The organism is Geodermatophilus sp. SYSU D00766, assembly GCF_054049915.1.
The window spans coordinates 77,787-104,163 of sequence record NZ_JBJGYI010000005.1 but is presented as its reverse complement, the minus strand read 5'-3'; the positions used below and the strand labels follow the sequence as shown (position 1 = coordinate 104,163).

30 protein-coding genes and 1 other RNA gene are annotated in these 26,377 nt (G+C 74.7%); 13 read left to right on the top strand and 18 right to left on the bottom strand.

The features are described 5' to 3' along the window. Positions 1–2: 2 nt before the first annotated feature. The 3 genes from ACI8AD_RS06680 (at position 3) to ACI8AD_RS06670 (ending at position 4,604) form a co-directional block, all read left to right on the top strand. Positions 3–1,574, top strand: coding sequence for a long-chain-fatty-acid--CoA ligase (locus ACI8AD_RS06680; protein ID WP_456869742.1), 1,572 nt, complete (start codon positions 3–5; stop codon positions 1,572–1,574). Between the two features lie 160 nt (positions 1,575–1,734). Next, positions 1,735–3,477, top strand: a complete 1,743-nt coding sequence (locus ACI8AD_RS06675) for a class I adenylate-forming enzyme family protein (protein ID WP_456869741.1) — start codon at positions 1,735–1,737, stop codon at positions 3,475–3,477. An 83-nt stretch (positions 3,478–3,560) separates the two neighbouring features. Then, on the top strand, positions 3,561–4,604 hold the full coding sequence (locus ACI8AD_RS06670) for a potassium channel family protein (RefSeq protein ID WP_456869740.1): 1,044 nt from the start codon (positions 3,561–3,563) through the stop codon (positions 4,602–4,604). Between the two features lie 19 nt (positions 4,605–4,623). On the opposite strand, the gene ACI8AD_RS06665 is transcribed toward ACI8AD_RS06670, so the two are convergent. Further along, positions 4,624–4,800: a hypothetical protein gene (locus ACI8AD_RS06665; RefSeq protein ID WP_456869739.1), complete on the bottom strand. Its 177-nt coding sequence runs from the start codon at positions 4,798–4,800 to the stop codon at positions 4,624–4,626. A 147-nt stretch (positions 4,801–4,947) separates the two neighbouring features. On the opposite strand from ACI8AD_RS06665, the gene ACI8AD_RS06660 reads away from it, so the two are divergent. Together ACI8AD_RS06660 and ACI8AD_RS06655 are read left to right on the top strand one after the other, a co-directional pair. Further along, positions 4,948–5,331, top strand: coding sequence for a YybH family protein (locus ACI8AD_RS06660; protein ID WP_456869738.1), 384 nt, complete (start codon positions 4,948–4,950; stop codon positions 5,329–5,331). Positions 5,332–5,500: 169 nt separating this feature from the next. After that, the gene (locus ACI8AD_RS06655) at positions 5,501–6,634 is read left to right on the top strand and encodes a hypothetical protein (protein WP_456869737.1); all 1,134 of its coding nucleotides are present in this window, start codon (positions 5,501–5,503) and stop codon (positions 6,632–6,634) included. A gap of 39 nt (positions 6,635–6,673) precedes the next feature. Here the strand turns inward: ACI8AD_RS06655 and ACI8AD_RS06650 are convergent, their stop codons facing one another. Further along, positions 6,674–7,741, bottom strand: a complete 1,068-nt coding sequence (locus ACI8AD_RS06650) for an alpha/beta fold hydrolase (protein WP_456869736.1) — start codon at positions 7,739–7,741, stop codon at positions 6,674–6,676. A gap of 152 nt (positions 7,742–7,893) precedes the next feature. Between ACI8AD_RS06650 and ACI8AD_RS06645 the strand changes: the two genes are divergently transcribed. Next, complete coding sequence (locus tag ACI8AD_RS06645) at positions 7,894–8,505, top strand: GNAT family N-acetyltransferase (RefSeq protein ID WP_456869735.1); 612 nt, start codon at positions 7,894–7,896, stop codon at positions 8,503–8,505. Positions 8,506–8,553: 48 nt separating this feature from the next. Here the strand turns inward: ACI8AD_RS06645 and ssrA are convergent. From ssrA to ACI8AD_RS06615, 6 genes are all read right to left on the bottom strand, one after another. Beyond that, positions 8,554–8,929: a transfer-messenger RNA gene (gene ssrA, locus ACI8AD_RS06640) on the bottom strand. 91 nt (positions 8,930–9,020) lie between these two features. Then, a complete protein-coding gene (locus ACI8AD_RS06635; protein WP_456869734.1) occupies positions 9,021–10,160 on the bottom strand; it encodes a magnesium and cobalt transport protein CorA in 1,140 nt (379 codons plus the stop codon). A 298-nt stretch (positions 10,161–10,458) separates the two neighbouring features. Continuing rightward, entirely contained in the window at positions 10,459–12,072 is a 1,614-nt protein-coding gene (locus ACI8AD_RS06630) for an SLC13 family permease (protein ID WP_456869733.1), read from the bottom strand. A 45-nt stretch (positions 12,073–12,117) separates the two neighbouring features. Beyond that, complete coding sequence (locus ACI8AD_RS06625) at positions 12,118–12,651, bottom strand: carboxymuconolactone decarboxylase family protein (protein ID WP_456869732.1); 534 nt, start codon at positions 12,649–12,651, stop codon at positions 12,118–12,120. After that, entirely contained in the window at positions 12,648–13,532 is an 885-nt protein-coding gene (locus tag ACI8AD_RS06620; protein WP_456869731.1) for an SCO6745 family protein, read from the bottom strand. The genes ACI8AD_RS06625 and ACI8AD_RS06620 overlap by 4 nt, the downstream gene beginning before the upstream one ends. 10 nt (positions 13,533–13,542) lie before the next feature. After that, positions 13,543–14,550 (bottom strand): GNAT family N-acetyltransferase, encoded by a 1,008-nt coding sequence (locus ACI8AD_RS06615; protein WP_456869730.1) that lies wholly within the window; start codon positions 14,548–14,550, stop codon positions 13,543–13,545. Positions 14,551–14,716: 166 nt separating this feature from the next. On the opposite strand from ACI8AD_RS06615, the gene ACI8AD_RS06610 reads away from it, so the two are divergent. Beyond that, positions 14,717–15,037: a GYD domain-containing protein gene (locus ACI8AD_RS06610; protein WP_456869729.1), complete on the top strand. Its 321-nt coding sequence runs from the start codon at positions 14,717–14,719 to the stop codon at positions 15,035–15,037. 7 nt (positions 15,038–15,044) lie between these two features. Here ACI8AD_RS06610 and ACI8AD_RS06605 read toward each other — a convergent pair whose 3' ends face one another. From ACI8AD_RS06605 to ACI8AD_RS06565, 9 genes are all read right to left on the bottom strand, one after another. Beyond that, entirely contained in the window at positions 15,045–15,425 is a 381-nt protein-coding gene (locus ACI8AD_RS06605) for a VOC family protein (protein ID WP_456869728.1), read from the bottom strand. After that, positions 15,426–16,319 carry an amidohydrolase family protein gene (locus ACI8AD_RS06600; protein WP_456869727.1) on the bottom strand — a complete coding sequence of 298 codons (894 nt, stop codon included), beginning with the start codon at positions 16,317–16,319 and terminating at the stop codon, positions 15,426–15,428. It abuts the gene before it with no gap. Further along, on the bottom strand, positions 16,316–17,239 hold the full coding sequence (locus tag ACI8AD_RS06595) for an NADP-dependent oxidoreductase (RefSeq protein WP_456869726.1): 924 nt from the start codon (positions 17,237–17,239) through the stop codon (positions 16,316–16,318). Before ACI8AD_RS06595 ends, ACI8AD_RS06600 begins: the two co-directional genes overlap by 4 nt. Then, positions 17,239–17,715, bottom strand: coding sequence for an SsrA-binding protein SmpB (smpB, locus tag ACI8AD_RS06590; protein WP_089404687.1), 477 nt, complete (start codon positions 17,713–17,715; stop codon positions 17,239–17,241). Before smpB ends, ACI8AD_RS06595 begins: the two co-directional genes overlap by 1 nt. Before the next feature lie 9 nt (positions 17,716–17,724). Next, positions 17,725–18,786 (bottom strand): hypothetical protein, encoded by a 1,062-nt coding sequence (locus tag ACI8AD_RS06585; protein WP_456869725.1) that lies wholly within the window; start codon positions 18,784–18,786, stop codon positions 17,725–17,727. 67 nt (positions 18,787–18,853) lie between these two features. Further along, positions 18,854–19,738 carry a permease-like cell division protein FtsX gene (gene ftsX, locus ACI8AD_RS06580; RefSeq protein WP_456869724.1) on the bottom strand — a complete coding sequence of 295 codons (885 nt, stop codon included), beginning with the start codon at positions 19,736–19,738 and terminating at the stop codon, positions 18,854–18,856. 46 nt (positions 19,739–19,784) lie between these two features. Further along, on the bottom strand, positions 19,785–20,474 hold the full coding sequence (ftsE, locus tag ACI8AD_RS06575; RefSeq protein WP_089404684.1) for a cell division ATP-binding protein FtsE: 690 nt from the start codon (positions 20,472–20,474) through the stop codon (positions 19,785–19,787). A 136-nt stretch (positions 20,475–20,610) separates the two neighbouring features. Beyond that, the gene (prfB, locus tag ACI8AD_RS06570; RefSeq protein ID WP_456869723.1) at positions 20,611–21,723 is read right to left on the bottom strand and encodes a peptide chain release factor 2; all 1,113 of its coding nucleotides are present in this window, start codon (positions 21,721–21,723) and stop codon (positions 20,611–20,613) included. Between the two features lie 50 nt (positions 21,724–21,773). Further along, positions 21,774–22,193, bottom strand: coding sequence for a hypothetical protein (locus tag ACI8AD_RS06565; protein ID WP_456869722.1), 420 nt, complete (start codon positions 22,191–22,193; stop codon positions 21,774–21,776). Positions 22,194–22,254: 61 nt separating this feature from the next. Between ACI8AD_RS06565 and ACI8AD_RS06560 the strand changes: the two genes are divergently transcribed. Together ACI8AD_RS06560 and ACI8AD_RS06555 are read left to right on the top strand one after the other, a co-directional pair. After that, on the top strand, positions 22,255–22,542 hold the full coding sequence (locus ACI8AD_RS06560) for a DUF6343 family protein (RefSeq protein WP_456869721.1): 288 nt from the start codon (positions 22,255–22,257) through the stop codon (positions 22,540–22,542). Between the two features lie 67 nt (positions 22,543–22,609). Then, a complete protein-coding gene (locus ACI8AD_RS06555; RefSeq protein ID WP_456869720.1) occupies positions 22,610–23,509 on the top strand; it encodes an NADP-dependent oxidoreductase in 900 nt (299 codons plus the stop codon). Positions 23,510–23,534: 25 nt separating this feature from the next. On the opposite strand, the gene cutA is transcribed toward ACI8AD_RS06555, so the two are convergent. Beyond that, a complete protein-coding gene (gene cutA, locus ACI8AD_RS06550; RefSeq protein WP_456869719.1) occupies positions 23,535–23,861 on the bottom strand; it encodes a divalent-cation tolerance protein CutA in 327 nt (108 codons plus the stop codon). Positions 23,862–23,911: 50 nt separating this feature from the next. On the opposite strand from cutA, the gene ACI8AD_RS06545 reads away from it, so the two are divergent. The 4 genes from ACI8AD_RS06545 to ACI8AD_RS06530 all read left to right on the top strand — a co-directional run bounded on the left by ACI8AD_RS06545 (position 23,912) and on the right by ACI8AD_RS06530 (position 26,367). Further along, the gene (locus ACI8AD_RS06545) at positions 23,912–24,148 is read left to right on the top strand and encodes a hypothetical protein (RefSeq protein WP_456869718.1); all 237 of its coding nucleotides are present in this window, start codon (positions 23,912–23,914) and stop codon (positions 24,146–24,148) included. 139 nt (positions 24,149–24,287) lie between these two features. After that, the gene (locus tag ACI8AD_RS06540) at positions 24,288–25,409 is read left to right on the top strand and encodes an epoxide hydrolase family protein (protein ID WP_456869717.1); all 1,122 of its coding nucleotides are present in this window, start codon (positions 24,288–24,290) and stop codon (positions 25,407–25,409) included. Positions 25,410–25,411: 2 nt separating this feature from the next. Beyond that, complete coding sequence (locus ACI8AD_RS06535) at positions 25,412–26,008, top strand: YdeI/OmpD-associated family protein (RefSeq protein ID WP_456869716.1); 597 nt, start codon at positions 25,412–25,414, stop codon at positions 26,006–26,008. Positions 26,009–26,139: 131 nt separating this feature from the next. After that, positions 26,140–26,367 carry a hypothetical protein gene (locus ACI8AD_RS06530; RefSeq protein WP_456869715.1) on the top strand — a complete coding sequence of 76 codons (228 nt, stop codon included), beginning with the start codon at positions 26,140–26,142 and terminating at the stop codon, positions 26,365–26,367. Positions 26,368–26,377 lie beyond the last annotated feature (10 nt).

The window sequence follows — 26,377 nt, the reverse complement described above, 5'->3', positions numbered from 1 at the left end:
CCGTGAGCGCCCCGATCCCCGTGCTGCAGGGCCGCGGCATGACCGCCGCCGACCAGCTCGCCCGCTGGGCCCGCCGGACCCCGGACGCGTGGGCGCTGCGCTTCGACGGCGGCGGGCGCACCTACGCCGAGGTCGACGAGCGGGTCACCCGGCTCGCCCGGGCGCTGGCCGACCGCGGCGTCGGCACCGGTGACCGCGTCGCGGTGCTGGGGCTCAACTCGATGGAGGTCTGGGAGGCCTACCTGGCGGGCGTGCGGCTGGGCGCGGTCGTCGTCCCGGTCAACTTCCGGCTGGTCGCCGACGAGGTGGCCTACGTGCTCGCCGACTCCGGCGCCACCGCCCTCGTGGTCGACGCCGCGCTGGCCGAGGTGGCCACCAAGGCCCGCGAGCAGGCGCCCGGCGTGACCACCGTGCTGACGATCGGCGAGGACCTCGAGGACGCCCTCGCCGCCGCGTCGGCCGAGCCGCTCGACGTCGTGGTCGACGAGTCCGCGCCGGCGTTCATCATGTACACCTCGGGCACGACCGGCCGGCCCAAGGGCGCCGTGCTCACCCACCGCAACCTGCTCATGCACGTGTTCAGCCAGGTCACCCACCTCGGCTGGGACCCCGACGACCGGGTCGCCGTCCCGGGCGCGCCGCTCTTCCACATCGCCGGGCTGGCCGGCGGGCTGCCGCCGCTGCTGCTCGGCGGCACCCACGTGATCCTGCGCTCGGGCGGCTTCGACCCGGTGGCCACCCTCGACCTCATCGAGCGGGAGCGGGTCAGCAGCATCTTCCTGGTGCCGGCGATGTGGGCCGCCGTGGTGGCCGTCCCCGGCATCGCCGACCGCGACCTGTCCAGCCTGCGGCGCATCTCCTGGGGCGCGGCCCCGGCGTCGACGACGCTGCTGCGCGCCATGATCGACACCTTTCCGCAGGCCGAGGTGGTGACCGCCTTCGGCCAGACCGAGTGCAGCCCGGTCACCTGCTTCCTGCGCGGTGAGGACTCGGTGCGCAAGATCGGCTCGGTCGGCACCCCGATGCTCAACGTCGAGGTCCGCGTCGTCGACGACGCGATGGACGACGTGCCGCAGGGCGAGGTCGGGGAGATCGTCTACCGCAGCCCGATGGTGATGGCGGAGTACTGGGGCAAGCTCGAGGCGACGGCGGAGGCGTTCGCCGGCGGGTGGTTCCACTCCGGCGACCTGGTCCGGCAGGACGAGGAGGGCTACTACTACGTCGTCGACCGCAAGAAGGACATGATCATCACCGGCGGCGAGAACGTGTACTGCGCCGAGGTCGAGGACGTCCTGGCCGCCCACCCCGGCGTGGCCGAGGTGGCGCTGATCGGCGTGCCCGACGCCCGCTACGGCGAGGCGCCGCTGGCCGTCGTCGCCCCGCGCGACGCCGAGGCCCCGCCCACGCCCGAGGAGCTGACCGCGTGGTGCCGGGAGCGGCTGGCCCGCTACAAGCACCCCCGTGAGTACGCGTTCGTGCCGGCGCTGCCCCGCAACCCCAGCGGCAAGGTGCTCAAGACCTCGCTGCGCACCGAGCACCGGGCCGGCTCGCTGGTCAGCGACCCCGCCGTCTGAGGAAGGACCCCCGGGCACTTCCGCGGAGGTGCCCGGCGCTCCCGCGGGTGTGCGCGGCGCACACCGGCCCGGCGCCACGACGGGGCCGCCGGCACCTCGACAGCCGCTTGTGACCTGGGCCACGCTGTCGCCACCCGGAAACCGGACCGAGAGGACCCGCATGACCGCCACCCAGCCCGCGACTGCTCCCACCGCCGCGAGCTGGCCGCCCGGGCTGCCGCGCTCGCTGGAGTACCCGGCGGTGCCGGTCGGGTCGATCCTGCGCGCGGCGGTGCGCCGCTGGGGCAGCCGGACGGCGTTCGTCGACCACGACGTCGAGCTCTCCTTCGACGAGCTCGGCGCGCGGGCCGCCGCGGTCGCCAACTGGCTGGCCGAGCACGGCGTGGGCCGCGGGGACGTGGTGGCGGTGCACATCCCGAACTGCCGCCAGTACCCGGCCGTCTACTACGGCGTGGTCATGGCCGGCGCGGTCTTCTCCCCCACCAACCCGCTGCTGCCGGCCGCCGACCTCGCCGCGCAGCTCACCGACGCCGGCGCCACGGTGCTCGTCACCTGGGACCAGGTGCTGCCCTTCGTGCGCTCCGCGCTGGCGGCCACGCCGGTGCGGACCGTCGTCGTGACCGGCGAGGCGCACACCCTCGACTTCGGCGCCCGGCTGCCGGGCCTCGACGACGGCGACGTCGACCTCGCCGACCTGCTGGCCGCCGACCCCACCGACCGCCACCTCGACGCCGGCGTCGACCCGGCCGCCGACCTCGCGCACCTGGCCTACACCGGTGGCACCACCGGCGTGAGCAAGGGCGTGGAGCTGCCGCACCGCAACGTCGTCACCAACGTGCTGCAGTCGGCGTGCTGGACCTCCGGGTCGGTGCCCGAGCTCGACGAGGCCGGCGACGTCACCCTCCGGCAGGTGCTCGGCGAGGACGAGTACCCGATCCGGCTCGGCGGGGCCCGCCTGGTCAACCTCACCCCGTGGTTCCACGCCATGGGGGCGATCGGCTACCTCAACGGCATGGTCATGGCCGGGACGACGACGGTCATCCACATGCGCTTCGACCCGGTGAGGTACGTCGAGGACGCCGTCCGGTACCGGGTGACCAGCATCGGCGGTGCCCCGCCGGTGTTCGTGGCGCTGCTGCAGGTGCCCGGCATCGACGACGCCGACCTCTCCTCCGTGCGCGGGATCTCCAGCGGCGCCGCACCGCTGCCGGTCCCGCTGATCGAGCGGCTGCAGGCGCTGCTGCCCGACGCCGTCATCGGCGAGGGCTACGGGCTGACCGAGGTCACCATGATGGCCACCGGCAACCCGTCGTTCCGCTCGGGCACCCGCAAGGCCGGCACGGTCGGGGTGCCGATCTTCGACACCGAGATCTCCATCCGCCCGCTCGGCGGCGGCGACGCGCTGCCGGCCGGCGAGCGCGGCGAGGTGTGCATCCGCGGCCCGCAGGTCATGCGCGGCTACGCCCACCGGCCCGAGGCGACCGCGGAGTCCATCGACGCCGACGGCTGGTTCCACAGCGGCGACGTCGGGGTGCTCGACGAGGACGGCTACCTGTCGATCGTCGACCGCACCAAGGACATGCTGCTCTACAAGGGCTACAACGTGTTCCCGCGGGAGCTGGAGGAGATCCTCTTCGGCGTCCCGGGGGTGGCCGGCGCCGCCGTCGTCGGCCGGCCCGACGAGACGGCCGGTGAGCTGCCGGTGGCCTACGTCGTCCGCCGCGACGACGACGCCGGGCGGGGACTGACGCCCGAGTCGGTGATGGCCGCGGTCAACGACCGGGTCACCCCCTACAAGCGGCTGCGCGACGTCGTGTTCATCGACGCCATCCCGGTGTCGGCGGCGGGCAAGGTCCTCAAGCGGGAGCTGGCCGCGCGGGAGCGGGAGGCCACCGGCGGCTGACCCGGGAGCGCCGCACCCCCGGCCTCACCCCCGAGGGGTGCGGCGCCACGCGCCGGGGCCGTCGGCTCACTATCGTCCGGCGGGTGAACGGCGACACCGACCACGCGGGCGTGCGGCTGGCGCACGTCGAGCCGTCCCCCACGCGGCAGGTGAGCCAGCGGCTGCTGTTCGCGCTGGTCGTCTTCGTGCTGACCGTCGTGCTGGTCTACGTCGACCGCGACGGCTACCGCGACCTGGACTCGACCGGCGGCGTCTCGCTGCTCGACGCGGCCTACTACGCGACCGTCACCCTCTCGACCACCGGGTACGGCGACATCACCCCGGTCACCGACCAGGCGCGCCTGGTCAACTTCCTGGTCATCACGCCGCTGCGCGTGCTGTTCCTGATCGTCCTCATCGGCACCACGCTCGAGGCGCTCACCACGCGCTCGCGCGAGGAGTTCCGGATCCGTCGTTGGAGGTCCCGCGTGCGCCAGCACGTCATCGTGTGCGGCTACGGCACCAAGGGCCGCAGCGCCATCCGCTCGTTGCAGGCCACCGGCACGCCGCTGGAGAACATCGTCGTCGTCGACTCCGACCAGCGGGCCATCGACGAGGCCAACTCCATCGGCCTGACCGGGATCGTCGGCGACGCCGGGCGCACCGAGGTGCTGCGCCGGGCCCACGTGGAGCGCGCGCGGGCGGTCATCGTGGCGGCCAACCGTGACGACGCCTCGGTGCTCATCACCCTGACCGTGCGCCAGCTCAACCACAGCGTGCCGATCACCACCAGCGTCCGCGAGGAGGAGAACGCCCAGCTGCTGCGGCAGTCCGGCGCCGACACCGTCATCACCACCTCGGCGACGTCGGGCCGGCTGCTGGGCCTGTCCACCGACAGCCCGCGGGTGGTGTCGGTGGTCGAGGACCTGCTCACCGGCGGGCAGGGGCTGGACCTGTCGCAGCGGGAGGTCACCGCCGGGGAGGTGGGCCTGGGCCCCCGCGACCTGCGCGACATCGTGCTGTCGGTGACCCGCGGCGGGCGGACCCTGCGCTTCGACGACCCCCTCATCGGCACGCTGCAGAGCGAGGACGTGCTGGTCGTGGTCCGCTCGCACGGGCCCACCGGCCACTACGCACGCACCCCGTAGCCGGGCCGCGCCGGGGCCGTCAGACCGGCAGCGCGGCGACCTCCGCGGCCAGCCGGGCGTCGGCCAACACGAGGTCGGCGGCGGTGGTGTGCCAGCCGGCGACCAGCAGCAGCGGCCAGGGTCGCTCGTCGTCGGCGGAGGCGGTGGCCGCGACGAGACCGGCCTGCGCCACGGCGCGGCACGCGATGGGGTTCACGGGGATCCTCCTGTCGTCCGTGACCAGGAGATCGGCACCGGCGGCCCGGGAGTGCAGCCGGACGGGTGCCCTCACCCCTCCGAGGGGGTGCGACGCCGACCGCGGCGTGCTGCGGTCGGCCCCGGGTAGCCGAGGAGAGGGGAACCCATGACCGCCGCCGAGCTCACCGTGCGCCAGGTGCTCGAGGCCTGGGCCCGCGCGGTCCGCGTGGCCGACGTCGACGCGGTGGTGGCCGTGCACACCGGCGACGTCGTGCTCTTCGACGTCGTGCCGCCGATGACGGTGAGCGGGACGGCCGACTACCTCGACCAGTGGCGGCCGTTCTGGGACGCGCAGGGTCAGGGGCAGTTCGACGTCTCCGGGCTGACCGTCGTCGCCGGGGAGGACGTCGCCTACGCGCACGGGCTGCTGCGGGTGGGACCGGCCGGCGGTGAGGGGTTCGACGTGCGGCTCACCGTGGGCCTGCGGCGGGTGGACGGGCGCTGGCTGATCACCCACGAGCACCACTCGCTGCCGTCGGACCCGGCCTGAGCCCCGGCGCGGACGGCGCGCTGCCGACCCCACCCGCTCGGTCGCCGCCACGCCGTCCGGCCGCCGGACACGCCGGTGCCGGAACGCCGGTGGTGCGGAGGGGGTGGACCGCCGCGGCACCGGCGCCGTGGGATGGGCGCCCCGGCCGCTCCGACCCGTGGAGGACGCCGTGCGTCCGACCCCGCTCCCCCGCCGCCGCGCCCTCCTCACCCTCCCCCTCGTCCTGGCCGGCGCGCTGCTGCTGCCCGCGCCCGCCTCCGCCGCCGTCGACGGCCCGGCCGCCCCGGCACCGGCCCCGGTCCCCGTCGAGGCGCCGGCTCCCTACGTCGCCCAGGCCGTCTGCGACCCCGCCGCCAAGCCGGGCACCCGCGCGCTCGCCGACGCGCTGCTCGACCACTACGCCACCGGCAGCGTCGGCATCTCGCGCGACTGCGCGGCCGGCGGGACCAGCGAGCACAAGGAGGGCCGCGCCCTCGACTGGATGCTCGACGCGACCGACCCCGACGACGCCGCGGTGGCGCGGGCCTTCGTCGGCTGGCTGGCCGCACCCGGGCCGGACGGCGAACCCGCCTCCGCCGCCCGGCGACTCGGCGTCATGTACGTCATCTGGGACCGCGAGATCTGGTCGCCGTCCCGGGACGGGTGGCAGCCCTACACCGGGCCGGACCCGCACACCGACCACGTGCACGTCTCGCTGTCGTGGGCCGGCGCGCTGGGGCTGACCTCGTGGTGGACCGGCACGGCGGCACGGGTGGACCAGGGGCCGTGCACGCCCGACCCCGGGCCGGCCGGCGCGCCCGCGTGCGGCCCGGGCCAGGAGCAGCCGGCGCCCGGTCCCGGCACGGCGGCCCAGCCGCAGGAGCAGCCCGACACCCCGGCGGCCGGCGCCGAGGAGCGGGCGCTGGCCGAGCTCGCCGCGCTGCGGCAGGAGTCGCTCGCGCGGCTGTCCACCGACGGCCGGTGGGTGGCCCAGCTGGCGTCGAAGGACGTCGGGATCGTCGACCCGCTGCAGGTCGCGCAGAACGGCACGCACACCTTCCGCGCCGTCGACATCCTGGCCGAGAACCGGGCGGCGCTGGCCACGGTGGGCGACCCGGCCGCCGTCCTCACGCTGCACGGCACCGACTTCGGCCGGAACGCCCGCACCGCCGACGGCGACCCGTTCTGGATGACCGTGGTCGACGTGGGCGCCGGCAGCCGGGCCGACGTCGAGGCGTGGTGCGCCGCCACCTACCCGCAGCTCACCGGGGAGGAGCTGACCAACTCCTGCGTGCCGCGGCGGCTGGTCCCGCCGCGGGACTGACGGCGGGGGCGGCTCCCGGCCGGGGAGCCGCCCCCCGTGTCAGACCGGGGTCTCGAGGAGCTCGCCGAGGTTGCGGTCGACCTCGTCGAGGTAGGTCTTCTCGAAGCCGAAGAGCCCGAAGTGGCCGGCGATGCTCGGCAGCACCCGCAGCTCGCTGCCGGGGACCAGGGCCTGCTCGGCGGCGCAGTCGCGGACGGGGAAGAACATGTCCTCGTCGATCGGCATGACGAAGGTCCTCGCGGTGATCCGGCCCAGCGCCGCCGCGAGGTCGCCGCCGGTGTGCCGGGCGACGTCGCCGCGCTGCCACTTCCAGGCCATGCTCAGCAGCGCGTTGGGGTCCATCGCGAGGAAGACCGCGCGGACGAACCGCTCCTGGAACTCCTCGAAGGTCGACCACGTGACGTCGGGCAGCTCGATGGTTCGCCAGAACTCCGTCTTCCAGAACTCGGTCGACAGCCCCAGCACCGCCCAGATGTCGGCGTGCCGGCGCAGCCCGTCGGCGACGTCGGTGTGCGAGCGGTACTCCCCGCCGTTCCAGCCGGGGTCGGAGGTGATGGCGTCCATCAGCGTCTGGGTGAACAGGAAGTCGTGCGGGGTGTTCTGCGCGGTGCCGGCGATGGGCGCGGCGCGCAGCACCCGCTCGGGGAAGCGCACCGCCCACTCGTAGGTCTGCTGGGCGCCCATGGAGCCGCCGACGACCAGCGCCCACCGCTCGATGCCGAACAGCTCCGCGGCCAGCTGCTGCTGCGCGCGGACGTCGTCGCCGATGCGGACGTGCGGGAACCCCGACATCGCGATGTCGCCGTCGGCGTTGTGCGGGGAGGTGCACAGCCCGTTGCCGATCTGGTTGATCACCACGATGAACCAGCGGGAGGGGTCCAGGGCGCGGCCGGGGCCGATGTAGACCTGCTCCCAGGTGGCGTGGGTGCCGCTGAACCAGGTGGGGATCAGGACGGCGTTGTCCTTGGCCTCGTTGAGCTCCCCGTAGGTGGCGTAGGCCATCTGCAGGTCGGGGATGTGGCCGCCCTCCTCGAGGTCGAAGCCGCCCAGCGAGTGCAGGTGGTAGGCGCCCTGCACCTCGGGTGTGTAGAACGGGTTCTCGATCACGGGGGCTCCTCGTCTCGGCAGGTGGTGACCCCGGTCACTCTGGCGTCCCGACGGCCGACGCGCGAGAGCCGGGCGGGGACGAGTGCGTCCGCTCCGTCGCCCGGGACCTCCGCACCTGGCGTGCCGGGCCGGGGGTGGGGAGCATGCCGGCCATGTCGGGTGACACCCGCTCCGCTGTCCGGCGGGCGACGCGGGCCGACCGCCGGCCGCTGGCGGCGCTGCTCGCCGCGGCCTTCTCCGACGACCCGGTCTTCACCGCCGCGTTCCCTCCGGGGGGGCGGGCCCGGGACGCCCGGATGCGGCTGCTGTTCCGTCTCGAGGTGGCCCGCAGTGAGCGGCGCGGCGGCACGTGGATGACCGACGACGGGGCAGCAGGGGTGGTGTGGTTCCCGCCGGGCCGGTGGGCGAGCACCACCTGGGAGGACGTCGTGCAGGGGCCGGCCGCGGTGGCCGCCTTCGCCCGGGAGGCCCCGCTGGGCGTGCGGATCCGCACCGTCATGGACGCGCACCACCGCGAGCTGCCGGACCACTGGTACCTGCTGTACGTGGGCGTCGTCCCGGGCCGGCAGGGTCAGGGGCGGGGCAGCGCGCTCCTGCGGCCGGTGCTGGATGAGTGCGACCGCGAGGGACTGCCCGCCTACCTGGAGGCGACGTGCGAGCGCAGCCGCGGGCTCTACGCCCGGCTGGGCTTCGCCGACCGGGAGCCGCTGCCGCTGCCCGCCCCCGCGCCGCCGGTGTTCCCCATGTGGCGGGACCCCGCCTGACGCGCGAGAGCCCCGCCCGGACGGGGTCCGGGCGGGGCTCTCGACGAGGGGTGGAGGTGGCGGGAATCGAACCCGCGTCCTGCGACGCATCACCAGGGCTTCTCCGAGCGCAGTCCGCTGCGTCTCTGCTCGACCCTCCCGATCTCACGGACGAGACGGGATGACGGGCCCAGTCACTGTGAGGTGTCCCGTGTGCGCCCGTGACCGGCACGCACGGTGAGTCATCTAGCTGATGCCAGACACCGGGCCGATGACGAAACCCGGGCTGACAGACCCGCTCTAGCTACTCAGGCAGCGAGAGCGAAGTCAGCGCGACTGGAGTCGGCGCTTGTGTTGTTCCCGACGCGTGGTTAACGAGCTCATCGTCGGCTTCCTCGGCTCGCTTCCCCTGGTCACCCGACCGCAGTCGAGACCATTCACCCCCTGTGTAGTTGTGCACCCATCCTAACCGGGGCGGCCACCGCGTTGTTCCCCCTGCGTCCCGGCACGTCGGTAGCGGCAACAGCGGCAGCGCCTCAGATCCAGTCGCGGCGCTTGAACACCGCGTACAGGGTCAGGCTCACGCCCAGCATCAGCACCAGCGCGAACGGGTAGCCCAGGTGCCACGACAGCTCGGGCATGTCCCGGAAGTTCATCCCGTACACCGTGCCCACCAGCGTCGGGGCGAACAGGATGGCCGCCCACGCGGAGATCTTCTTGACCTCCTCGCCCTGCGCGATCGAGGCCTCGGTCAGCTCGCGGATCTCGTCGTTCTGCCGCTGCGCCACCAGGGTCGCGTTCACGGTGAGGATGTCGCGCAGCTGCAACCGGAAGGCCTCGATGCGCTCGGTGACCTGGGTGACGTGGTCGGCGACGTCGCGCAGGTAGCTGCGCAGGTCCTCGTCGACGCCGTACTTGTCGAACCCGGCGGTGATCGCGGCGAGGATGCCGGTCAGCGGCTGCGCGGCCCGCTGGAACTCCAGCACCTCCTGCGACAGCTCGTAGATGCGCCGGGAGACGCCCGGGTCGCCGCGGAAGACCTCGGTCTCGATCTCGTCGATGTCGTTGGCCAGGCCCGCGACCACCGGGGAGTACCCGTCGACGACGGCGTCGAGGATCGCGTAGAGCACCGCCTCGCTGCCCTTGGCCAGCAGCGCCGGCTCGCTCTCCAGCCGCCGGCGCACGCGGGCGAGGTCGGGTGACTCGGCGTGCCGGACGGTGACCGCGAACTGCTCCCCGAGGAACAGGTGCAGCTCGCCGAACTCCACCTCCTCGGTCGCGTCGAGGTACCGGGCGGCCTTGAGGACGACGAACAGCGTGTCGCCGTAGCGCTCGAACTTCGGCCGCTGGTGGGCCTGGATGGCGTCCTCGACGGCCAGCTCGGGCAGCCCGTACTGCTCGGCGAGCTCCCCCAGCTCGGCGGGCTCGGGCCGGTAGAGGCCCAGCCACACCAGCCGGTCGTCGAAGCCCTCCGTCAGCCAGTCGTGGCTCTCCTCCGCCGACGACGGCGTGGCGATGCGCCGGCCCCCGGCGTAGACGGCGTTGTCGACCAGCCGCGACTGCCGCACCGGCGGCACCGGCGCCGGCACGGGCGGCGCGGGGCGCAGCACCGGCGGGCGCGGGCGGCGGCCCAGGGTGGACAGGGCGGTGAGGGGCGCGAGGCGACGGTCGGCCATGGCGGGGGCTCCCGGGGACGCTGGTGGCAGGACTCAGCGGAGGCCCTCCCGTGCGCGGCCCCGCTGCAGGGGCCCGCCGCGAGCGTGCGAGCGGTGGGGGGCAGCGGGGTCCTTCAGCAAGCGGTGGGGAGGGCCTCGGGACTGGGACTGGGCGGTTCGCTGCGCACGCGCTCGCCCTCCCTCCCCGTCGGCCGGTGCCCGTCGCGCGGGCCGTCGTCCATCGTGACACGACCGCGTCGGCACGGGCTCCCCGAGAGGGTGAGTTCCCCCTCCGTTCACCCGGGGGTCGGCCGCCGGCTCAGACGTCCAGGACCAGGCCCACCATCAGCGGCAGCAGCAGGACGATCAGCAGCGCGCCGAGGACGTCGAAGGAGATCCCGGACCGGATCATCTTCGTGATCGGCACGACGCCGGACCCGTAGACGATGGCGTTCTGCGGCGTGGACACCGGCAGCATGAACCCGAAGGACGCCGCGAACGTCGCGGCGAGCGCCGGCACGAACGGGTTGATCCCCGCGGCCACCGCCACCGGGATGATGATCGGCACCACCACCGCCGCGGACGCGGTGTTCGACGTGGTCTCCGAGATGATGATCGCCAGGACCACCGCGAAGACCGTGATCGCGAAGGTGCTCGTCAGCCCGAGGGTGTCGGCCGAGGCGTTGCCGATGGTCTCGGCCAGGCCGGTGTCGGCCAGCAGCGACCCGAAGATGATCCCGGTGCCGAACAGCAGGATCGTGCCCCAGTCGATCTTCGCGGCGTCGGACCAGTTGAGGGTGAACTCCCGGCTCTTCCAGTCGGTGGGCAGCAGGAACAGCAGCGAGGCCCCGAGGACGGCGACGATGCCCTCGTCGATCCGGTCGCTGATCGTCGTGTACAGGTCGGACTCGGTGCCGGCGGTCAGCGCGATGACGCCGGGGAAGATCCACAGCGCCACGGTGATGCCGAAGGCGACCAGCGTGTTCTTCTCCGCGCGGGAGACCGGGCCGAGCTCGGCGCGCTCGGCCTGCACGTACTCGTGCACGCCCTCGATCCGCTTGATCTCGGGCCGGTTGAGCAGCAGCAGGACGGCGGCCAGCGCCACGAACATCAGCGCGCAGATCGGCAGGGCCATGAGCATCCACTGCAGGAACCCGATGCGCTCCCCCGTCGCCTCCTCGATCAGCCCGCGGCCGATGAGGTTCGGCGGGGTGCCGACCGGGGTGATCAGCCCGCCGACGCTGGCGCCGTAGGCCAGCATGAGCATCAGCGCGACGCCCACCCGCAGCCGCAGCGGGTCGAAGTCGGGGGCGACGAGCCCCTTGTCCTGCAGCAGCTTGGCGATCACCGACAGGATGCCGATCGCGGTGGGCAGCAGCATCGCGACGGTGGCGGTGTTGGAGACGAACGCCGACAGCAGGGCGGTGATCAGCCCGAAGGCGATGACCACCCGCGCGGTCGAGCCGCCGACCCACCTCATGGACAGGATGGCCATCGCGAAGCGCCGGGCGACGCCGTGCTTGAGCATCGCCGCGGCGAGGATGAACGCGCCGATGAACGTGAACACCGTCGTCGACCCGAAGGGGGCGACGGCGTCGTCGGCCGGCACCACCCCGAGGACGACGATCGCCCCGACGCCGATGAGACCGCCGACCGGGATCGGCACCGGCTCGGTGATCCACAGGACGATGACGCCGAGCAGGATCGCGGCGAGCAGGTGCTGGTCGCGCGGCAGGTCCAGCGGCAGCAGGGCGAAGACGATCGTCACGACCGGGGCGAGGAAGAGCCCGACCGTGCGCCGGCCCTTCTCGAAGCGCTCCTCGGCCGGGCTGAGCCGCTGCTCCCCCAGGCTGCGGTAGGTGGCCGAGCCGCGGAACGCGGCGTCGACGTCGGTGCGCTGTCCCGGCTGGCCCGGGCGCTCGATCGTGGCCATGACGCCTCCCCCGGATGGTGTGAACCACACCATAGGGAGGACCGGTCAGCCGGGCACCTCGCCGCCGGGCAGTGGCACGTCGAACGCCACGAGGAAGCGGGCGACCATCCCGTACCCGCCGACCAGCACGGCGAGCTCCACCACCTGCCGGTCGTCGAGGTGCGCGCGCACGGCGTCGAAGACGTCGTCGGGCACGGTGACGGCGCGGGCCGAGGCGTCGGTGAAGGCCAGGACGGCGGCCTGCACGGGCGTCCACCCCGGCTCGGCGGCGGCGTCCTCGGCCCACAGTGCCTCGAGCTGCTCGTCGGTGAGCCCCGCGCGGCGGGCGATGGGCTCGTGCGCGGCCCACGCGAACGCCGCGCCGGCGAGCGCGGCGACCCGCAGCACCACCAGCTCGCGCAGGTCGTCGGCGAGCGTGGTGCCGCGGCGCAGCGCGCCGAGCAGCGCGTTCCAGCCCTCGGCCACCGGCGGGCTGTGCAGCAGCAGCCGGTCGAGGGTGGTCAGCACGCCCTCCCGGCGGCCGCGCAGCAGCTCGGCGGTCGGCCCGTCGTCCGCGGCCTCGGGGAGACGGGGGCTCACCGGCCGGCGAACATGCCGGAGGGATAGGCGCCGTTGCCGACGACGGTGGTCGACAACCGCTTGCCCAGCTCGATCACCCGGGCGGTCCGCTCGGGGCCCAGGTGCGCCCACGGCGCGGTCGACAGCGCGTCGGTCTCGGCCTCGACGTCGGCCCGCAGCCGGCGTCCGGCGTCGGTGAGCTGCTCGCCGTCGAGCAGGCCCCGGGCGGTGAGGCGGGCCAGGCCCGCGGCCCACTCCTCGTCGGTCCAGCCGCGCGTGGCCTGCGCGGCGGCGGGTGCGAAGCCGCGGCCGGTGGCGGTGTGGGTGAGCAGCGCCTCCAGCCCGGACAGGCCGGCGCGCACCAGGACCGCCACGTGCCCGTCGCCGCGCCACTCGCGCAGCAGCGTCGCGCCGTGCCAGAGGCGGCCGACCGGGTCCTCCGGCCAGGGCAGGTCGGCGTGGCCGGCGTAGAGCGGCCGGCCCTCGGCGGGAAGCCCCTCGCACGCCTCGGTCAGCAGGCCGGCGAGCTCGGCGACCTCCGGCGCGGCCGCGGCCTCCTCCCCGCCGAGCAGCCGGGTCAGCGAGGCGCGGGCGGCGGTGCGCCGGGCCGCGACGACCTGCTCCGGGGTGGCCAGCGTCCACGCCCGCGGCACGTGCCGGGCCACGATCGCCGGGGAGAAGTTGGAGAACGTCGCCGTCACCACCCCGGGGCCGACGGCGCCCATCGGGGCCGCGCGACCGGCGAAGTAGACCATCCGGCCCGGGCGCAGGCCGACCGCCGTCAGGTGCTGCTCGGTCTCGGGCACGAAGTACACGTGGTCGTGCAGCGGCGCGAGGGAGCGGTACGCCCGGCCCACCACCGCCGGGTCGAGGGCGGGCACGGTGGGATCGGCGCTGACCATGCCGGCGACCCTAGGCCAGCGGCGGCACCGGGTGGGCCCAGGAGTGGTAGGTGCGGGCGACGCGGAAGCCGAGGCGCTCGTAGAGCGCGAAGGCGCCGGTGGTGTTCTCCGTGTCGACGTCGAGCGCCGCCCGCCCGCAGCCGCCGGCCGCGGCTGCGGCCAGCGCGGCGGCGATGGCCGCCGAGGCGACGCCCCGCCCGCGGGCCGCGGGGAGGACGCCGATCTGGCCGAGGTGGGCGGTGCGGACGCCGGTCGCGCGGGTGTCGGCGTCGTAGACGTAGACCAGCGCGTAGCCGGTGACCGCGCCGTCGGCGAGGGCCAGCACCGACAGCTCCGGGCGGAACGCCCTCTGCCCGGTGAACCAGGTCCGCCAGGCCTCCTCGTCGCGCTCGCTGGAGCCGTGGTGGGCGGTGAAGGAGGCGTTGTGCGCCCGGCGGACCTCGTCGTCGCGGTCCGGGTCGAAGGGGACGATCTCCACCCCGGGCGGCGCGGACACGGCGGGCAGGTCGGTCAGCGGCCGCTCCATGGCGGCGAAGAGCCGCTCGACCTCGAAGCCGCTGCGCCGCAGCAGCGACTCCAGCGACGTCATGGCGGGCCACACCGAGGCGACCAGCCGGCCGGGCAGCCCCGCGGGCGCGAGGTCGGCGTGCTGCTCGGTGCCGCGGCGCACCTGCCAGTCGACCAGCGCCCGCCCGATGCCGCGGCCGCGGAACTCCGGGTGCACCCGGCCCTCGGACCAGACGCGCAGGGCGTCCCGGCCGCCCCGGGAGGCGATCGACGTCGCCCAGCCGGCCAGCCGGCCCTCCGCCGTCACCACCGCGCGCCCGTCGCGCCGCAGGTCCACCATCTCGTTGCCCCACCACTCGGTGAGGTCGTCGGCGTCCTCGTGCTCCCCGGTGCCGTCGAGCACCTCGGCGGCCGCGAGCAGCCCGGCGGCGGCGTCGGCGTCGTCGAGGGTGAGCGGTCGGGCGGTGAGGCCCTCGGGCAGGCCGGTCACGTCAGCAGGGAGAGCGGCCACGGGACGGGAGGGTAGGTGGGGCGGGGTGGGGGCGCGAGCGAGTTCCGGGCGCCGACGGTACGTCGCCGCCACGCCGCCGCGGGGCCGGCCGCGCGGAGGGTCGTTGTCCCCAGGGAGCGGACGTCGGAGCATGCGCTGCGCACGGGGGTCAGCCCGGGAGGTCGACATGCCCCGCTTCCTCTTCATCGGCGAGTACACACCGCAGGCGACGAAGGCCATCATCGCCGCGGGAGGCACAGCGCGACGTGCGGCCATCGAGAGGATGGCCACCGAGGTCGGCGGCCGGTTGGAGACCTTCCACTTCGCCTTCGGCACCGACGACGTCTACGCGATCGCCGAACTACCGGACGCGCGGACCGCGGCCGCCATGGCGCTCACGGTGAACAGCAGCGGGGTGGCCCGCGTGCGGACCGTGGTCCTCATGACCCCCGAGGAGGTCGACGAGGCGGTCCGGCTGCAGCCGACCTACCAGCCGCCGACCGGCTGAGCGAGGGTCAGGCCCGCCGGGTGAACAGGCAGAAGGGGTGCCCGGCGGGGTCGGCGTAGACGCGCACCACCTCGTGCTCGTCCTCGTGCCCGCCGAGCGGGGAGGCACCGGCCTCCTCGGCCAGGGCACAGGCGGCCTCGAGGTCGTCGACCTCGACGTCGAGGTGCAGCTGCATCTGCTGGGTGCCGGGCTCCGGCGGCCACACCGGCGGCACGTGGTCGGCCTCGAGCTGGAAGGACAGCCCGGTGCTGCCGTCGGCGGGGCGCAGCGTCGCCCACTCCGGCTCGTCGTCGCGGATCGGCCAGCCGAGCAGCCGCTGGTAGAAGCGGGCTAGGCCGCGCGGGTCCGGGGTGCCGAGGACGGCGGCGGTGAGGCGGGACGTGGGCACTCAGTCCTCCAGGGCGAACAGCCGGGCGCCGTTGTCGTGCAGCACCGCGCGCAGCCAGTCCTCGCCGAGGTCGAGCCCGGCGAGGGCCGCCAGCTGCTCGGCGTAGGGGTACGGGATGGACGGGAAGTCGCTGCCGAGCAGCACCTTGTCGCGCAGCGCGCCCAGCCGCGGCCGCAGCGCCCGGTCGAAGGGCATGAGCCGCTCGGTGAACCCGGTGGCGAACATGGTGGTGTCCAGGTGCACGTGCTCGTACCGCTCGGCGAGGTCGAGGAACTCGCGGTACTCGGGCATCCCGAGGTGGGCGACCACCAGCCGCAGCCCGGGGTGGCGCTCGAGCAGGCCGGCCGCCGGCCCGGGGCCGGTGTGCTCGCCGCGCAGCGGACCCGAGCCGCAGTGGACGACCACCGGTGTCCCGGTCTCCTCCAGCCGCGACCACACCGGCTCCAGCAGCGGGTGGCGCGGGTCGAAGCCGCCCACCTGCACGTGCACCTTGAACACCCGGGCCCCGCGGTGCAGCGCCTCGGCCACGTAGTACGGCGCCTCGGGCTCGGGGAAGAACGTGGCCGAGGACAGCACCTGCGGGTGGGCGTCGGCGAAGGCGGCCGACCAGTCGTTGAGCCAGGCGGCCATCCCCGCCTTGTGCGGGTAGGGCAGCGTGGGGAACGCCCGCACGCCGAGCCGGCCGAGCACGGCCAGCCGCTCGTCCTCCGGCAGCGCGTAGTGCACCGGCCAGTCGGTGCCGTAGTGCTCCCGCGCCGCCTCGAAGTAGCCCCACACCTTGGCCTGCACCCGGGGCGGCAGGAAGTGCACGTGCACGTCGACCAGGCCGGGCAGGCCCAGCTCGCGCCAGAACCGCGGGACGTCGGCGTCGTCGACCGGCGGGGGCACGCTCATCGCAGCGTGACGACGACCTTGCCGCGCACCCGGCCGCCGGCCACGAGGTCGTGGGCCTCGGCGGTGCGCTCCAGCGGGAACGCCCGCGCGATCGACACCCGCAGCTGCCCGGCGTCGGCCATCCGGCCGAGCTCCTCGAGGTCGTGCCGCTCGGGCCGGACGAACACGTAGCGCCCGCCCATCCCGTTGACCGCCGGGTCGACGACGCTGGCGACGCGGGAGACGTCGCGGACCTGCCGGGGCGCGTCGGCCAGCGTGTCGCCGCCGACGAGGTCGAGGACGGCGTCGACCGGCTCGGACAGCTGCCCGCTGACCGGGCCGGCCGCGTGGTCGAACACCTCGGCGGCGCCGGCGTCGCGCAGGAAGCCGTGGTTGCGGGAGCTCGCGGTGCCGATGACGTGCGCGCCGAGCGCGACGGCGATCTGCACGGCGAAGAACCCGACCCCGCCGGCGGCCCGGTGCACCAGGACCCGGTCGCCCTCACCGACGTCGAGCGCCTCGGTGAGCGCCTGGTAGGCGGTCAGCCCGGCCAGCGGCAGGGCGCCGGCCTCGGCGAAGGACAGCGAGCCCGGCTTGCGCGCCACGCAGCGCTGCGGGGCGGGCACCAGCTCGGCGGTGGTGCCCCACTGGACGTCGTCGCGGCGCAGGTAGCCGAACACCTCGTCACCGGTGGCGAGGTCGTGGACCGCCGGCCCGACCGCCTCGACGGTGCCGGCGAGGTCCCAGCCCGGCACGATCGGGAAGTGGTGCGGGAAGGCCCCGGCCAGGTGTCCCTCGCGGATGCCGACGTCGACCGGGTTGACCCCGGCGGCGTGCGCCCGCACCAGCACGGTGTCGGGCCCGACCGGCGGGTCGGGCAGGTCGTCGCGCAGCGCCAGGACGTCGGAGGAGCCGAACCGGTCGTAGGCGACGCCCCGCATCAGCGGCGGCCCTTGACGTACCGGCCGAACGCCTTCTGGATCTCCCGGCGGGAGTCCCGCTCGGCCAGGTCGTGCCGCTTGTCGTAGGACTTCTTGCCCTTGGCCAGCGCCAGGGTGGCCTTGACCTTGCCGTCCTTGAAGTACAGGTCCAGCGGCACGAGCGTCAGGCCGCCCTCGCGGGTCTTGCCGATCAGCTTGTCGATCTCCTCGCGGTGCATGAGCACCTTGCGCTTGCGGCGCGGGGCGTGGTTGGTCCAGGTCCCCTGCGTGTACTCGGGGATGTGGACGTGCTGCAGCCACACCTCGCCGCCGTCGACGGTGGCGAAACCGTCGACCAGCGACGCCCGGCCGGCGCGCAGGCTCTTCACCTCGGTGCCGGTGAGCACCAGACCGACCTCGTAGGTGTCGAGGATCGAGTAGTCGTGCCGCGCCTTCTTGTTCTGGGCGATGAGCTTGCGCCCCTGTTCCCGCGGCATCCTCCCAGGTTACCGGGCCGGTGCCCGCCCGCCCTCGGCCGCCGCGACCTCCCGGCGCAGCTGGGCGTACGTGGGGGCCTGCACCGGCAGGAACGCCACCTCGCGCACCCGGCGGGCGGTGTCGCTGCCGGCCAGGTAACCCGCTCCCCCGGCCACCGCCGACTCGAACCGGACCGCCTCGGCGGCGAGGTCGAGGGCGGTCAGCCGCAGCCGGGCGAGGTCGCCGGGGTGCACGCCGACCCGGTCGCCGGCGAGGTCCTCCAGCCGGCGGACGACGTCGTCGCGCCGCTCGCCCAGCGCGTCGCCGTCGGGGCGCAGGACGGCGGGCCGGTGCTCGGTGGAGGCGGTCAGCGCCGCGTCGGTGACGCCGACGGCCATCGCGGTCTGCAGCAGCACCATCGCCGGGCGGCAGACGGCCACGAAGGAGGCGAGGTCGTCGCTGAGCACGTGCCCCGCGCCGACGGCGACCCCGTCGAGCTCCAGCCCGCCGGTGCCGGTGCCGTTGAGTCCGAGCAGGTCGTAGGGCTCGGTGGGGGTCACGCCGTCGTCGGTGCGGCGCAGGCACACCACCAGCCGCCCCTCCTCGGAGGTCCGCACCGGGGTGACCACGACGGCGTCGTCGAAGAGGTTCGACGCCCAGGTGACCGTGCCCGACAGCCGCCAGCCGTCGCCGTCGCGGGTGGCGGTGACCGGCAGCGTGCCGGTGCCGGCGAGGTCGGCCAGCGCCGGGGCCATCGCGCTCGCGCCGGGGACGGTGCCGGCGCGCAGGCCGTCGACCAGGCCGTCGACCAGGCCGTCGAGCGGCGCGGCCGGCGGGGAGGTGCGCAGGTACTCCAGCACCATCCGCTGCGACCACGCGGCGAAGGCGGTGGCCAGCGACACCGACGCCAGCCGGCGCACCATCCGCACCGCGGTCAGCAGCCCCTCGGTCGGGTCGTCGTCGTCCGTGCCGAAGGCACCGACGCCGCCCAGCCGCCGCAGGTGCAGGCGGACGTCGGCGCGCCCGGCGTCGACGTCCCCCGCCCCCGCTGCCGCCTGCTCGTGGATCCCGCTGACGTCGGCCGTCGTCATGCCCGCTTCCTACCCGCCTCCGGCTCCGGCCGCGACGGGAGGCGCGGGACCCCGGCCACCGGACGGACTAGAGCCGGACGTAGAGCCGCAGCGTGACGTACGCGGCGACGGCGGCCAGGCCCACGCCGGCGGCGGCGATGATCGGGCTGATCGTGGCGATCGCGCTCCAGTCGACCGGCGGGATGATCCCGGCCTTGATCGGCCCGGCCAGCGTCTTGTCGACGAAGAGCACCTTGGTCAGCACCAGGCCGCCGACGGCGAGCATCGCGCCGATGAGCCCGGCCAGCGCCGCCTCGAGGATGAACGGCAGCTGGGTGTACCAGCGGGAGGCGCCGACCAGCCGCATGATGTTGGTCTCGTTGCGCCGGTTGAACGCCGCGAGCTGGATCGTGTTGGAGATCAGCAGCAGGGCCGCCAGCGCCTGCACCACCGCCACGGCGATCGTCGCGTTGCGGGCGCCGTTGAGCAGGCTGAACAGCCGGTCGAGGAAGTCACCCTCGTCGCGCACCTGGTCGACGCCGTCCTGCCCGTTGGGGAACTCCGCGGCGATGACCTCGTAGCGCTCGGGGTTGACCAGCTCCACGCGGAAGCTCTCCGGCAGCGCGTCCGGCGGGGTGTTCTCGACCAGCTCGGGCTGCTGGGAGAACTGCTGCCGGAAGCGCTCGTAGGCCTCGTCCTTGGACTCGTAGAGGTAGGTGGCCACCTCCGGCGAGTCGGCGAGCTGGGTCTCGATGGCGCTGCGCTGCTCGTCGGTGACGTCGTCGGCCAGGAAGATGGAGACCTGCACCTTGTCGTAGTAGATCTCCTTCATGTCGGAGATCATCCCGGCGATGAGCAGGCCGGTCCCCATGAGACCGAGCGAGATGGCCGTGGTCAGGATCATCGCGACCGTCATGGTCAGGTTGCGACGCAGCCCGGTGGCCACCTCGGAGAGGACGAAGTTGACGCGCATGGGTTCCCTGTCGTGAGGTGCAGGAGGTGGCGGGGGCGACCAGCGGTCAGCGGCCGACGCCGTAGACGCCGCGCGACTGGTCGCGGGTGATCTGGCCCCCGTTGAGCTCGATGACGCGGCGGCGCATGGAGTCGACGATGTGGTAGTCGTGCGTCGCCATGATCACGGTGGTGCCGGTGCGGTTGATCCGCTCCAGCAGCAGCATGATCCCCTCGCTGGTCTCCGGGTCGAGGTTGCCGGTGGGCTCGTCGGCGAGCAGCACCAGCGGCCGGTTGACGAAGGCGCGGGCGATGGCCACCCGCTGCTGCTCCCCGCCGGAGAGCTCGTGCGGCAGCCGGTTGGCCTTGCCGTCGAGGCCGACCATCTCCAGCACCTCGGGGACGACGCGCTTGATGGTGCGGTGCGGCTTGTTGATGACCTCGAGGGCGAAGGCCACGTTCTCCGCCACCGTGCGGTTGCGCAGCAGGCGGAAGTCCTGGAAGACGCAGCCCATGGTGCGGCGGAGCTTGGGCACCTGCCACTTGCTCATGCCGTTGAGCGTCTTGCCGTTGACGGTGATCGTGCCGCGGGTCGGGTCGTCCTCCTTGAGCAGCAGGCGGAGGAACGTCGACTTGCCGGAGCCCGAGGAGCCGATGAGGAAGACGAACTCCCCCTTGTCGATCTCCGTCGTCACGTCATCGAGGGCCGGCCGGGGGCTGGCCGGGTAGAGCTTGGTGACGTGTTGCAATTCGATCACGAGGGGCCACGGTACCTGTCCGGAGCCGCACCCTGGTCGGTTCGCACCGAGACGCACCGGGAGCGGTTCTGCGACCTCCCCCGCTACCCAGCGGGATCGCCCTCCCACCCGCGCCGCGGTGTGACCGAGGCGACGCTCAGCCGGCCGGCACGCTCTCCTGCTGCCGGCGCCACCGGATGCCGGCCTCGATGAAGGAGTCGATGTCGCCGTCGAGCACGGCGGCGGTGTTGCCGGTCTCCTGCTCGGTGCGCAGGTCCTTGACCATCTGGTACGGGTGCAGCACGTAGGAGCGCATCTGGTTGCCCCAGCTGGAGCCCTCGCCCTTGAGCGCGTCCATGGCCGCCCGCTGCTCCTCCTGCCGCTTGGCCAGCAGCCGCGCCTGCAGCACGCGCATCGCCGCGGCCCGGTTCTGGATCTGGCTCTTCTCGTTCTGGCAGGAGACGACGATGCCGGTGGGCAGGTGGGTGATCCGGACGGCGGAGTCGGTGGTGTTGACGCTCTGCCCGCCGGGCCCGCTCGACCGGAAGACGTCGATGCGGATCTCGTTCTCCGGGATGTCGACGTGGTCGGTCTGCTCGACGACGGGCAGCACCTCCACGCCGGCGAACGACGTCTGCCGGCGGCCCTGGTTGTCGAACGGCGAGATGCGCACCAGCCGGTGGGTGCCCTGCTCGACCGACAGCGTGCCGTAGGCGTAGGGCTGCTTCACGGCGAAGGTGGCCGACTTGATGCCGGCCTCCTCCGCGTAGCTGGTGTCGTAGACCTCGACGGCGTACCGGTGCCGCTCGGCCCAGCGCAGGTACATGCGCATGAGCATCTCGGCGAAGTCCGCGGCGTCGACCCCGCCGGCCTCCGAGCGGATGGTCACCAGCGCCTCGCGGGAGTCGTACTCGCCGTTGAGCAGCGTGCGGACCTCGAGCTCGTCGATCGCCTTGCGCAGGCTCTCCAGCTCCCGCTCGGCCTCGGCCGCGGTGTCCGCGTCGTCCTCCTCCGCGGCCATCTCGTGCAGCAGGCCGACGTCGTCGAGCCGGCTGCGCAGCTCCTCGACCCGCCGCAGGTCGCCCTGCAGGTAGGACAGCCGGGAGGTCAGCGCCTGCGCGGCCTCGACGTCGTTCCAGAGGTCGGGCGCGGCGGCCTGCTGCTCGAGGTCGGCGACCTCCCGGCGCAGCCGGTCGACGTCGAGGACGGACTCGATGCTCCTGAGGGTCGTGTCGAGTTCGTCGAGGACGACGGAGAAGTCTGCGGCCACGTCGATCCAGGGTAGTGCGCCCGCGCGCCGGGGGGGGCGGGGCGGCGCGGTCAGCCGGTCCGCTCGGCCATCCACCCGGGGACGGCGCCGGGCGGGCGGGGGAAGTCGCGCAGCTCCGCGAGCAGCGCCTCGCGCGGCAGCGGCGGGCCGGCGGGCTCGGCGTCGCCGTTGAACAGCGGCAGCAGCCGGCCGGTGGACCGGTCGAGGACCATCTCGGTCTGCAGCCAGGTGCCGCGCTCCGGCGTCCACATGACCCGCTTGAGCTCCTCGACGGCGGCGCGGACGGCGTCGGGCACCGCCACCGGCGCAGGCCGCCCGTCGCCGGGGTCGGCGACGGGCTCGTCGCGGCGGACGTCCCCGACCACCGTGGCGCGGTACCGGACGCGCGCCGCGCCGGCCGGCAGCGCACCCAGCAGGGCGGCGCCGAGGTCGCGCAGGACGGCGGGGGTGTCGCGGGCAGCCGGGGTCACGCCCGCCATCCTCGCAGCGCCCCGCCGGGTGGCCGGGGCGGCGCCGGGTACCGCCGGTGGCATGAGCGAGCCCCGGCGGAAGCGCACCCGCGCGGACTACGAGCGCGGCCTGCCCGACCACCACGACCCGACGGCGGGCATCGGCGGCGCGGCGCCGGCGCAGTCGGCGCTCACCCTCCGGCTGGTGCTGGCCGCCTTCGGGCTGGTCACCTGCACGGTGTTCGGGATCCTGTGGCTGGGCACCGACCTGCCGGCCTGGCCCGCGGTGCTCCTGTTCGTCCTGGCCGCGGTGGCGCTGGTCGACCTCGTCGTGGTGGCCCGGCGCAAGCTGCGCGGAGAACCCGGCTAGGGCCGGAAGGTGTCGGCGGTCACGGCGGTTGCAGCCGCACGTCACCGCCGTCCGGGAGGAGCCGTCCATGCGCGCCGTCGTCTACACGGAGTACGGGGATCCCGAGGTCGTGGGCGTCGGGGAGGTCGACGAGCCGCACGCCGGACCGGGCCGGGTCCGCGTGGCCGTGCGCGCCGCGAGCGTCAACCCGATCGACTGGAAGCAGGTCACCGGCCTGATGGCCCGCGGCGCCGCGCCGGACGGGCCGGCCGTGCCCGGCGTCGACGCGGCCGGGGTGGTCGACGAGGTCGGCGAGGGCGTGACCGGCGTGCGGGTCGGCGACGCGGTGTTCGGGCTGGGCCGCGCCACGGCCGCCGAGCACGCCGTCCTCACCGCCTGGGCGCCCGTCCCGGCGGGCACCGGCCTGGAGGAGGCCGCCGGGCTCGGCGTCGCCGGGGAGACCGCCGTCCGCGTGCTCGACCTGCTCGGGCTGCCGGAGGGCGCCACCGTCGTCGTCGACGGCGCCAGCGGCGGCGTGGGCGGGGCCACCGTGCAGGTCGCCGTCAGCCGGGGGTTGCGGGTCGTCGGCACCTCCTCGCCGGCCAACGCCGACTACGTCCGGTCCCTCGGCGCGCTGCACACCCCCTACGGCGAGGGCCTGCCCGACCGGGTGCGCGGACTCGTCCCGGACGGGGTGGACGGCGCCGTCGACACCGCGGGCCGCGGCTCGGTGCGCGACCTGGTGACGCTGACCGGCGACCCCGGCAGGGTCGTCACCGTCGCCGACTTCGGTGCCGGCGACCTCGGCGTGCACGTGACCACCAGCAGCGAGGGCGCCGCGCCCCGGCTGGCCGAGGTCGCGCGGCTGGCGGCCGACGGCCGGCTGCGGCTGCCGGTCGCCGACACCTACCCCCTGGAGCGGGCCGCCGAGGCGCTGCGGCGCAGCCGCGAAGGGCACGTGCGCGGCAAGCTGGTGCTGACCCCCTAGCGCTGCGGGTCCAGCGCTCGCAGGTCTAGGGCTCGCGCGTCTCGGCGAGCACCCAGCGCAGGTAGTCGGGGTCACCGCCGGCCACCGGCACGGCGAGGACGCACGGCACGTCGTAGGGGTGCAGCTCGCGGGTGCGGGCGACCAGCGCCGGGACCAGCGAGCGGCGGGTGTGCAGCGCCACGCGGGCCTCCGGCTCGTCGTGCACCGCCCCCTCCCACCGGTACACCGAGCGGATCGCGGTGAGCTGGTGCCCGCAGGCGGCCAGCCGCTCCTCCACCAGCGTCCGCGTGTAGCCGGCCAGCCAGCCGGCGTCCGGCCCGGTGACGACGACCTCGACCACCTCGGTGTCCACGCCGCCATCCTGCGGGGCGTGCGCGGGGGCGCGCGGGGTAGGGGCCGCCCATGACCGACGACCTGACGATCGACATCGACGGCGACCAGTACGTCCTCCGCCAGAGCACCGAGGGGCTGCAGGTCGGCCGCCGCGTGGGCGGCGAGGTGAGGTGGCTCGACGAGGTCGACCCGGCCCTGCTGCCGGAGGACGCCCGCGCCGCGCTCGCCGAGGGCGACACGGCCAACCCCGCCCTGCAGACGGCGATCGGCGGCATCGTGCAGGCCGAGGTCGAGCGCGGCGGCTGACCCGGGGGGCACGGGCCATGCCGGCTGCGCATCACCGTCGGCATTGGCCTCACCCGCCGCGGGCCTGCGACGCTCCGGCACGGCGTCCCCAGTCGCCCCCCTGGGGACGCCACTCCGACGTCCCGGACGGAGGTCGACGGTGCCGACGCGTCCCTACACCGTCGCGGTCGACGACGCCGTCCTCGCCGACCTCCGCGACCGCCTGGCCCGCACGCGGTGGACCGACAGCGTGGCCCCCGGTTGGGACCGGGGCGCCGACGTCGGCTACCTGCAGGACCTCGTGGCGTACTGGCGGGACGGCTACGACTGGCGGGCCGAGGAGAAGGCGCTCAACGACGCCGACCAGCTGTGGGCCGACGTCGACACCCCCGCCGGGCGGTTCGGGCTGCACATCGTGCGGGGGCGCAGCGCCACCGCCCCGGGCCTGCCGCTGCTCCTGCTCCACGGCTGGCCGATGACCTCGCTGCAGATGCGCAAGATCACCCCGCTGCTGGCCGCCGAGGGCTTCGACGTCGTCGTCCCGTCCCTGCCCGGCTACGGGTTCTCCGCGCGGCCCACCGCGCCGGGGGTGAGCAACGGGCCGGTCGCCGAGGCGCTGCACCGGCTGATGACCGAGGAGCTCGGCCACGCCCGCTACGGCGTGCGGGCGAGCGACATCGGCGCTGGGGTCGCCGCGGCGATGGCCATGGCCCACCCCGAGGCGGTCGTCGGGCTGCACGTGAGCGGGAGCAACCCGTGGACCGACCTGGACTCCCTGCCCGCCGACCTCACCGCCGAGGAGCGGCAGATGGTCGACGACGCCCGCGCGTTCCGGGACCGGCACTTCGCCTACGCGCTCCTGCAGGGGACGACCCCGCAGACCCCGGCCGTCGCGCTCAACGACTCCCCCGCGGGCCTGGCCGCCTGGCTGGTGGAGAAGTACCGCGCCTGGAGCGACAACGACGGGTCGGTCGAGGACGCGTTCACCCGTGACGAGATCCTCGCCGAGCTGACCGTCTACTGGGTGACCGGGACGATCGGCTCGTCGATGCGGCTCTACTACGAGAACCTCCACGCGGCCGGCGGCTGGGGCACCATCGACGTCCCCACCGGCTACGCGATGCTCCCGGCGGACTTCTTCCGCACCCCGCGCTCCTGGGTCGAGCGCACCGGCCGGGTCGACTCCTGGACCGAGCTGCCGCGCGGCGGGCACTTCGCCGAGCACGAGGTCCCCGACCTGCTCGCCGCCGACATCCGGGCCTTCTTCGAGCCGCTGCGCTGACCGTGGCGCCGCAGCGGGAGCAGGTCCTGGTCACCAGCCGGGCGCAGTGGCGGGCGTGGCTCGCCGAGCACTCCGCCACCTCCCCCGGCATCTGGCTGGTGACGTGGAAGACGGGCTCCGGGGAGCCGCACGTCGACTACGACGCCGTCGTCGAGGAGGCGCTGGCCTTCGGCTGGGTGGACAGCCGGCCGCGGTCGCTGGACGACCGGCGCAGCCAGCTGCTGCTCACCCCGCGCCGGCCCGGCAGCAACTGGTCGCGGAAGAACAAGGAGCGGGTGGCGCGGCTCACCGACGCCGGGCTCATGGCCGACGCCGGCCTGGCCGCGGTGCGCGCCGCGCAGGCCGACGGCAGCTGGAGCGCGCTCGACGAGGTCGAGGAGCTGGTCGAGCCCGCGGACCTCGCCGCCCGGCTCGACGCGGTCCCCGAGGCGCGCCGGTCCTGGGACGCCTTCCCGCGGAGCACGCGGCGGGCCGTCCTGGAGTGGCTGCTCGCCGCCCGGACCGAGGACACCCGCGACCGCCGGCTCACCGAGACCGTCGAGCGGGCCGCGCGCGGCGAGCGGGCCAACCAGTGGCGGCAGCCGGGCACCGCCCGCTGACCTGCCGGGGGCGTGTCCTCGGGCCCGCGGAGCAGGGACCTCCGACCCGTTCCGGCGACCCGTGACCGTCCTAGCGTCGTCCCCGGACGCCGACCACCCGGCGCCCGGGACGCCCACGTCAGGGAGTCGTCATGACCGTTCCCGTCGACCGGCCGCCCGCCGCGGCCGAGGAACCCCCACCGCCCACCGAGGCGACGAACGCACCCGCCGCCCCGGAGGAGAGCAGCAAGCCCGGCATCGAGGACCGCCGATGGCTGCTGTTCGCCGTCGTGGTGGCGTTCATCGTGCTCGCCTTCACCGGCATGCTCGTGCTCACCGCCCTCGGCGGCGGGTCGAACTACATCCCCTGGGGCGACTGACGCACCGGCC

What these genes read in the sequence shown, in the direction of transcription:
- ACI8AD_RS06675 (WP_456869741.1), top strand. Translation starts at nt 1,735, where the DNA reads ATGACCGCCACCCAGCCCGCGACTGCTCCCACCGCCGCGAGCTGGCCG.
- ACI8AD_RS06660 (WP_456869738.1), top strand. Translation starts at nt 4,948, where the DNA reads ATGACCGCCGCCGAGCTCACCGTGCGCCAGGTGCTCGAGGCCTGGGCC.
- ACI8AD_RS06645 (WP_456869735.1), top strand. Translation starts at nt 7,894, where the DNA reads ATGTCGGGTGACACCCGCTCCGCTGTCCGGCGGGCGACGCGGGCCGAC.
- ACI8AD_RS06635 (WP_456869734.1), bottom strand. Translation starts at nt 10,160, where the DNA reads ATGGCCGACCGTCGCCTCGCGCCCCTCACCGCCCTGTCCACCCTGGGC.
- ACI8AD_RS06630 (WP_456869733.1), bottom strand. Translation starts at nt 12,072, where the DNA reads ATGGCCACGATCGAGCGCCCGGGCCAGCCGGGACAGCGCACCGACGTC.
- ACI8AD_RS06620 (WP_456869731.1), bottom strand. Translation starts at nt 13,532, where the DNA reads ATGGTCAGCGCCGATCCCACCGTGCCCGCCCTCGACCCGGCGGTGGTG.
- ACI8AD_RS06610 (WP_456869729.1), top strand. Translation starts at nt 14,717, where the DNA reads ATGCCCCGCTTCCTCTTCATCGGCGAGTACACACCGCAGGCGACGAAG.
- ACI8AD_RS06600 (WP_456869727.1), bottom strand. Translation starts at nt 16,319, where the DNA reads ATGAGCGTGCCCCCGCCGGTCGACGACGCCGACGTCCCGCGGTTCTGG.
- ACI8AD_RS06595 (WP_456869726.1), bottom strand. Translation starts at nt 17,239, where the DNA reads ATGCGGGGCGTCGCCTACGACCGGTTCGGCTCCTCCGACGTCCTGGCG.
- smpB (WP_089404687.1), bottom strand. Translation starts at nt 17,715, where the DNA reads ATGCCGCGGGAACAGGGGCGCAAGCTCATCGCCCAGAACAAGAAGGCG.
- ACI8AD_RS06585 (WP_456869725.1), bottom strand. Translation starts at nt 18,786, where the DNA reads ATGACGACGGCCGACGTCAGCGGGATCCACGAGCAGGCGGCAGCGGGG.
- ftsX (WP_456869724.1), bottom strand. Translation starts at nt 19,738, where the DNA reads ATGCGCGTCAACTTCGTCCTCTCCGAGGTGGCCACCGGGCTGCGTCGC.
- ACI8AD_RS06560 (WP_456869721.1), top strand. Translation starts at nt 22,255, where the DNA reads ATGAGCGAGCCCCGGCGGAAGCGCACCCGCGCGGACTACGAGCGCGGC.
- ACI8AD_RS06555 (WP_456869720.1), top strand. Translation starts at nt 22,610, where the DNA reads ATGCGCGCCGTCGTCTACACGGAGTACGGGGATCCCGAGGTCGTGGGC.
- ACI8AD_RS06545 (WP_456869718.1), top strand. Translation starts at nt 23,912, where the DNA reads ATGACCGACGACCTGACGATCGACATCGACGGCGACCAGTACGTCCTC.
- ACI8AD_RS06530 (WP_456869715.1), top strand. Translation starts at nt 26,140, where the DNA reads ATGACCGTTCCCGTCGACCGGCCGCCCGCCGCGGCCGAGGAACCCCCA.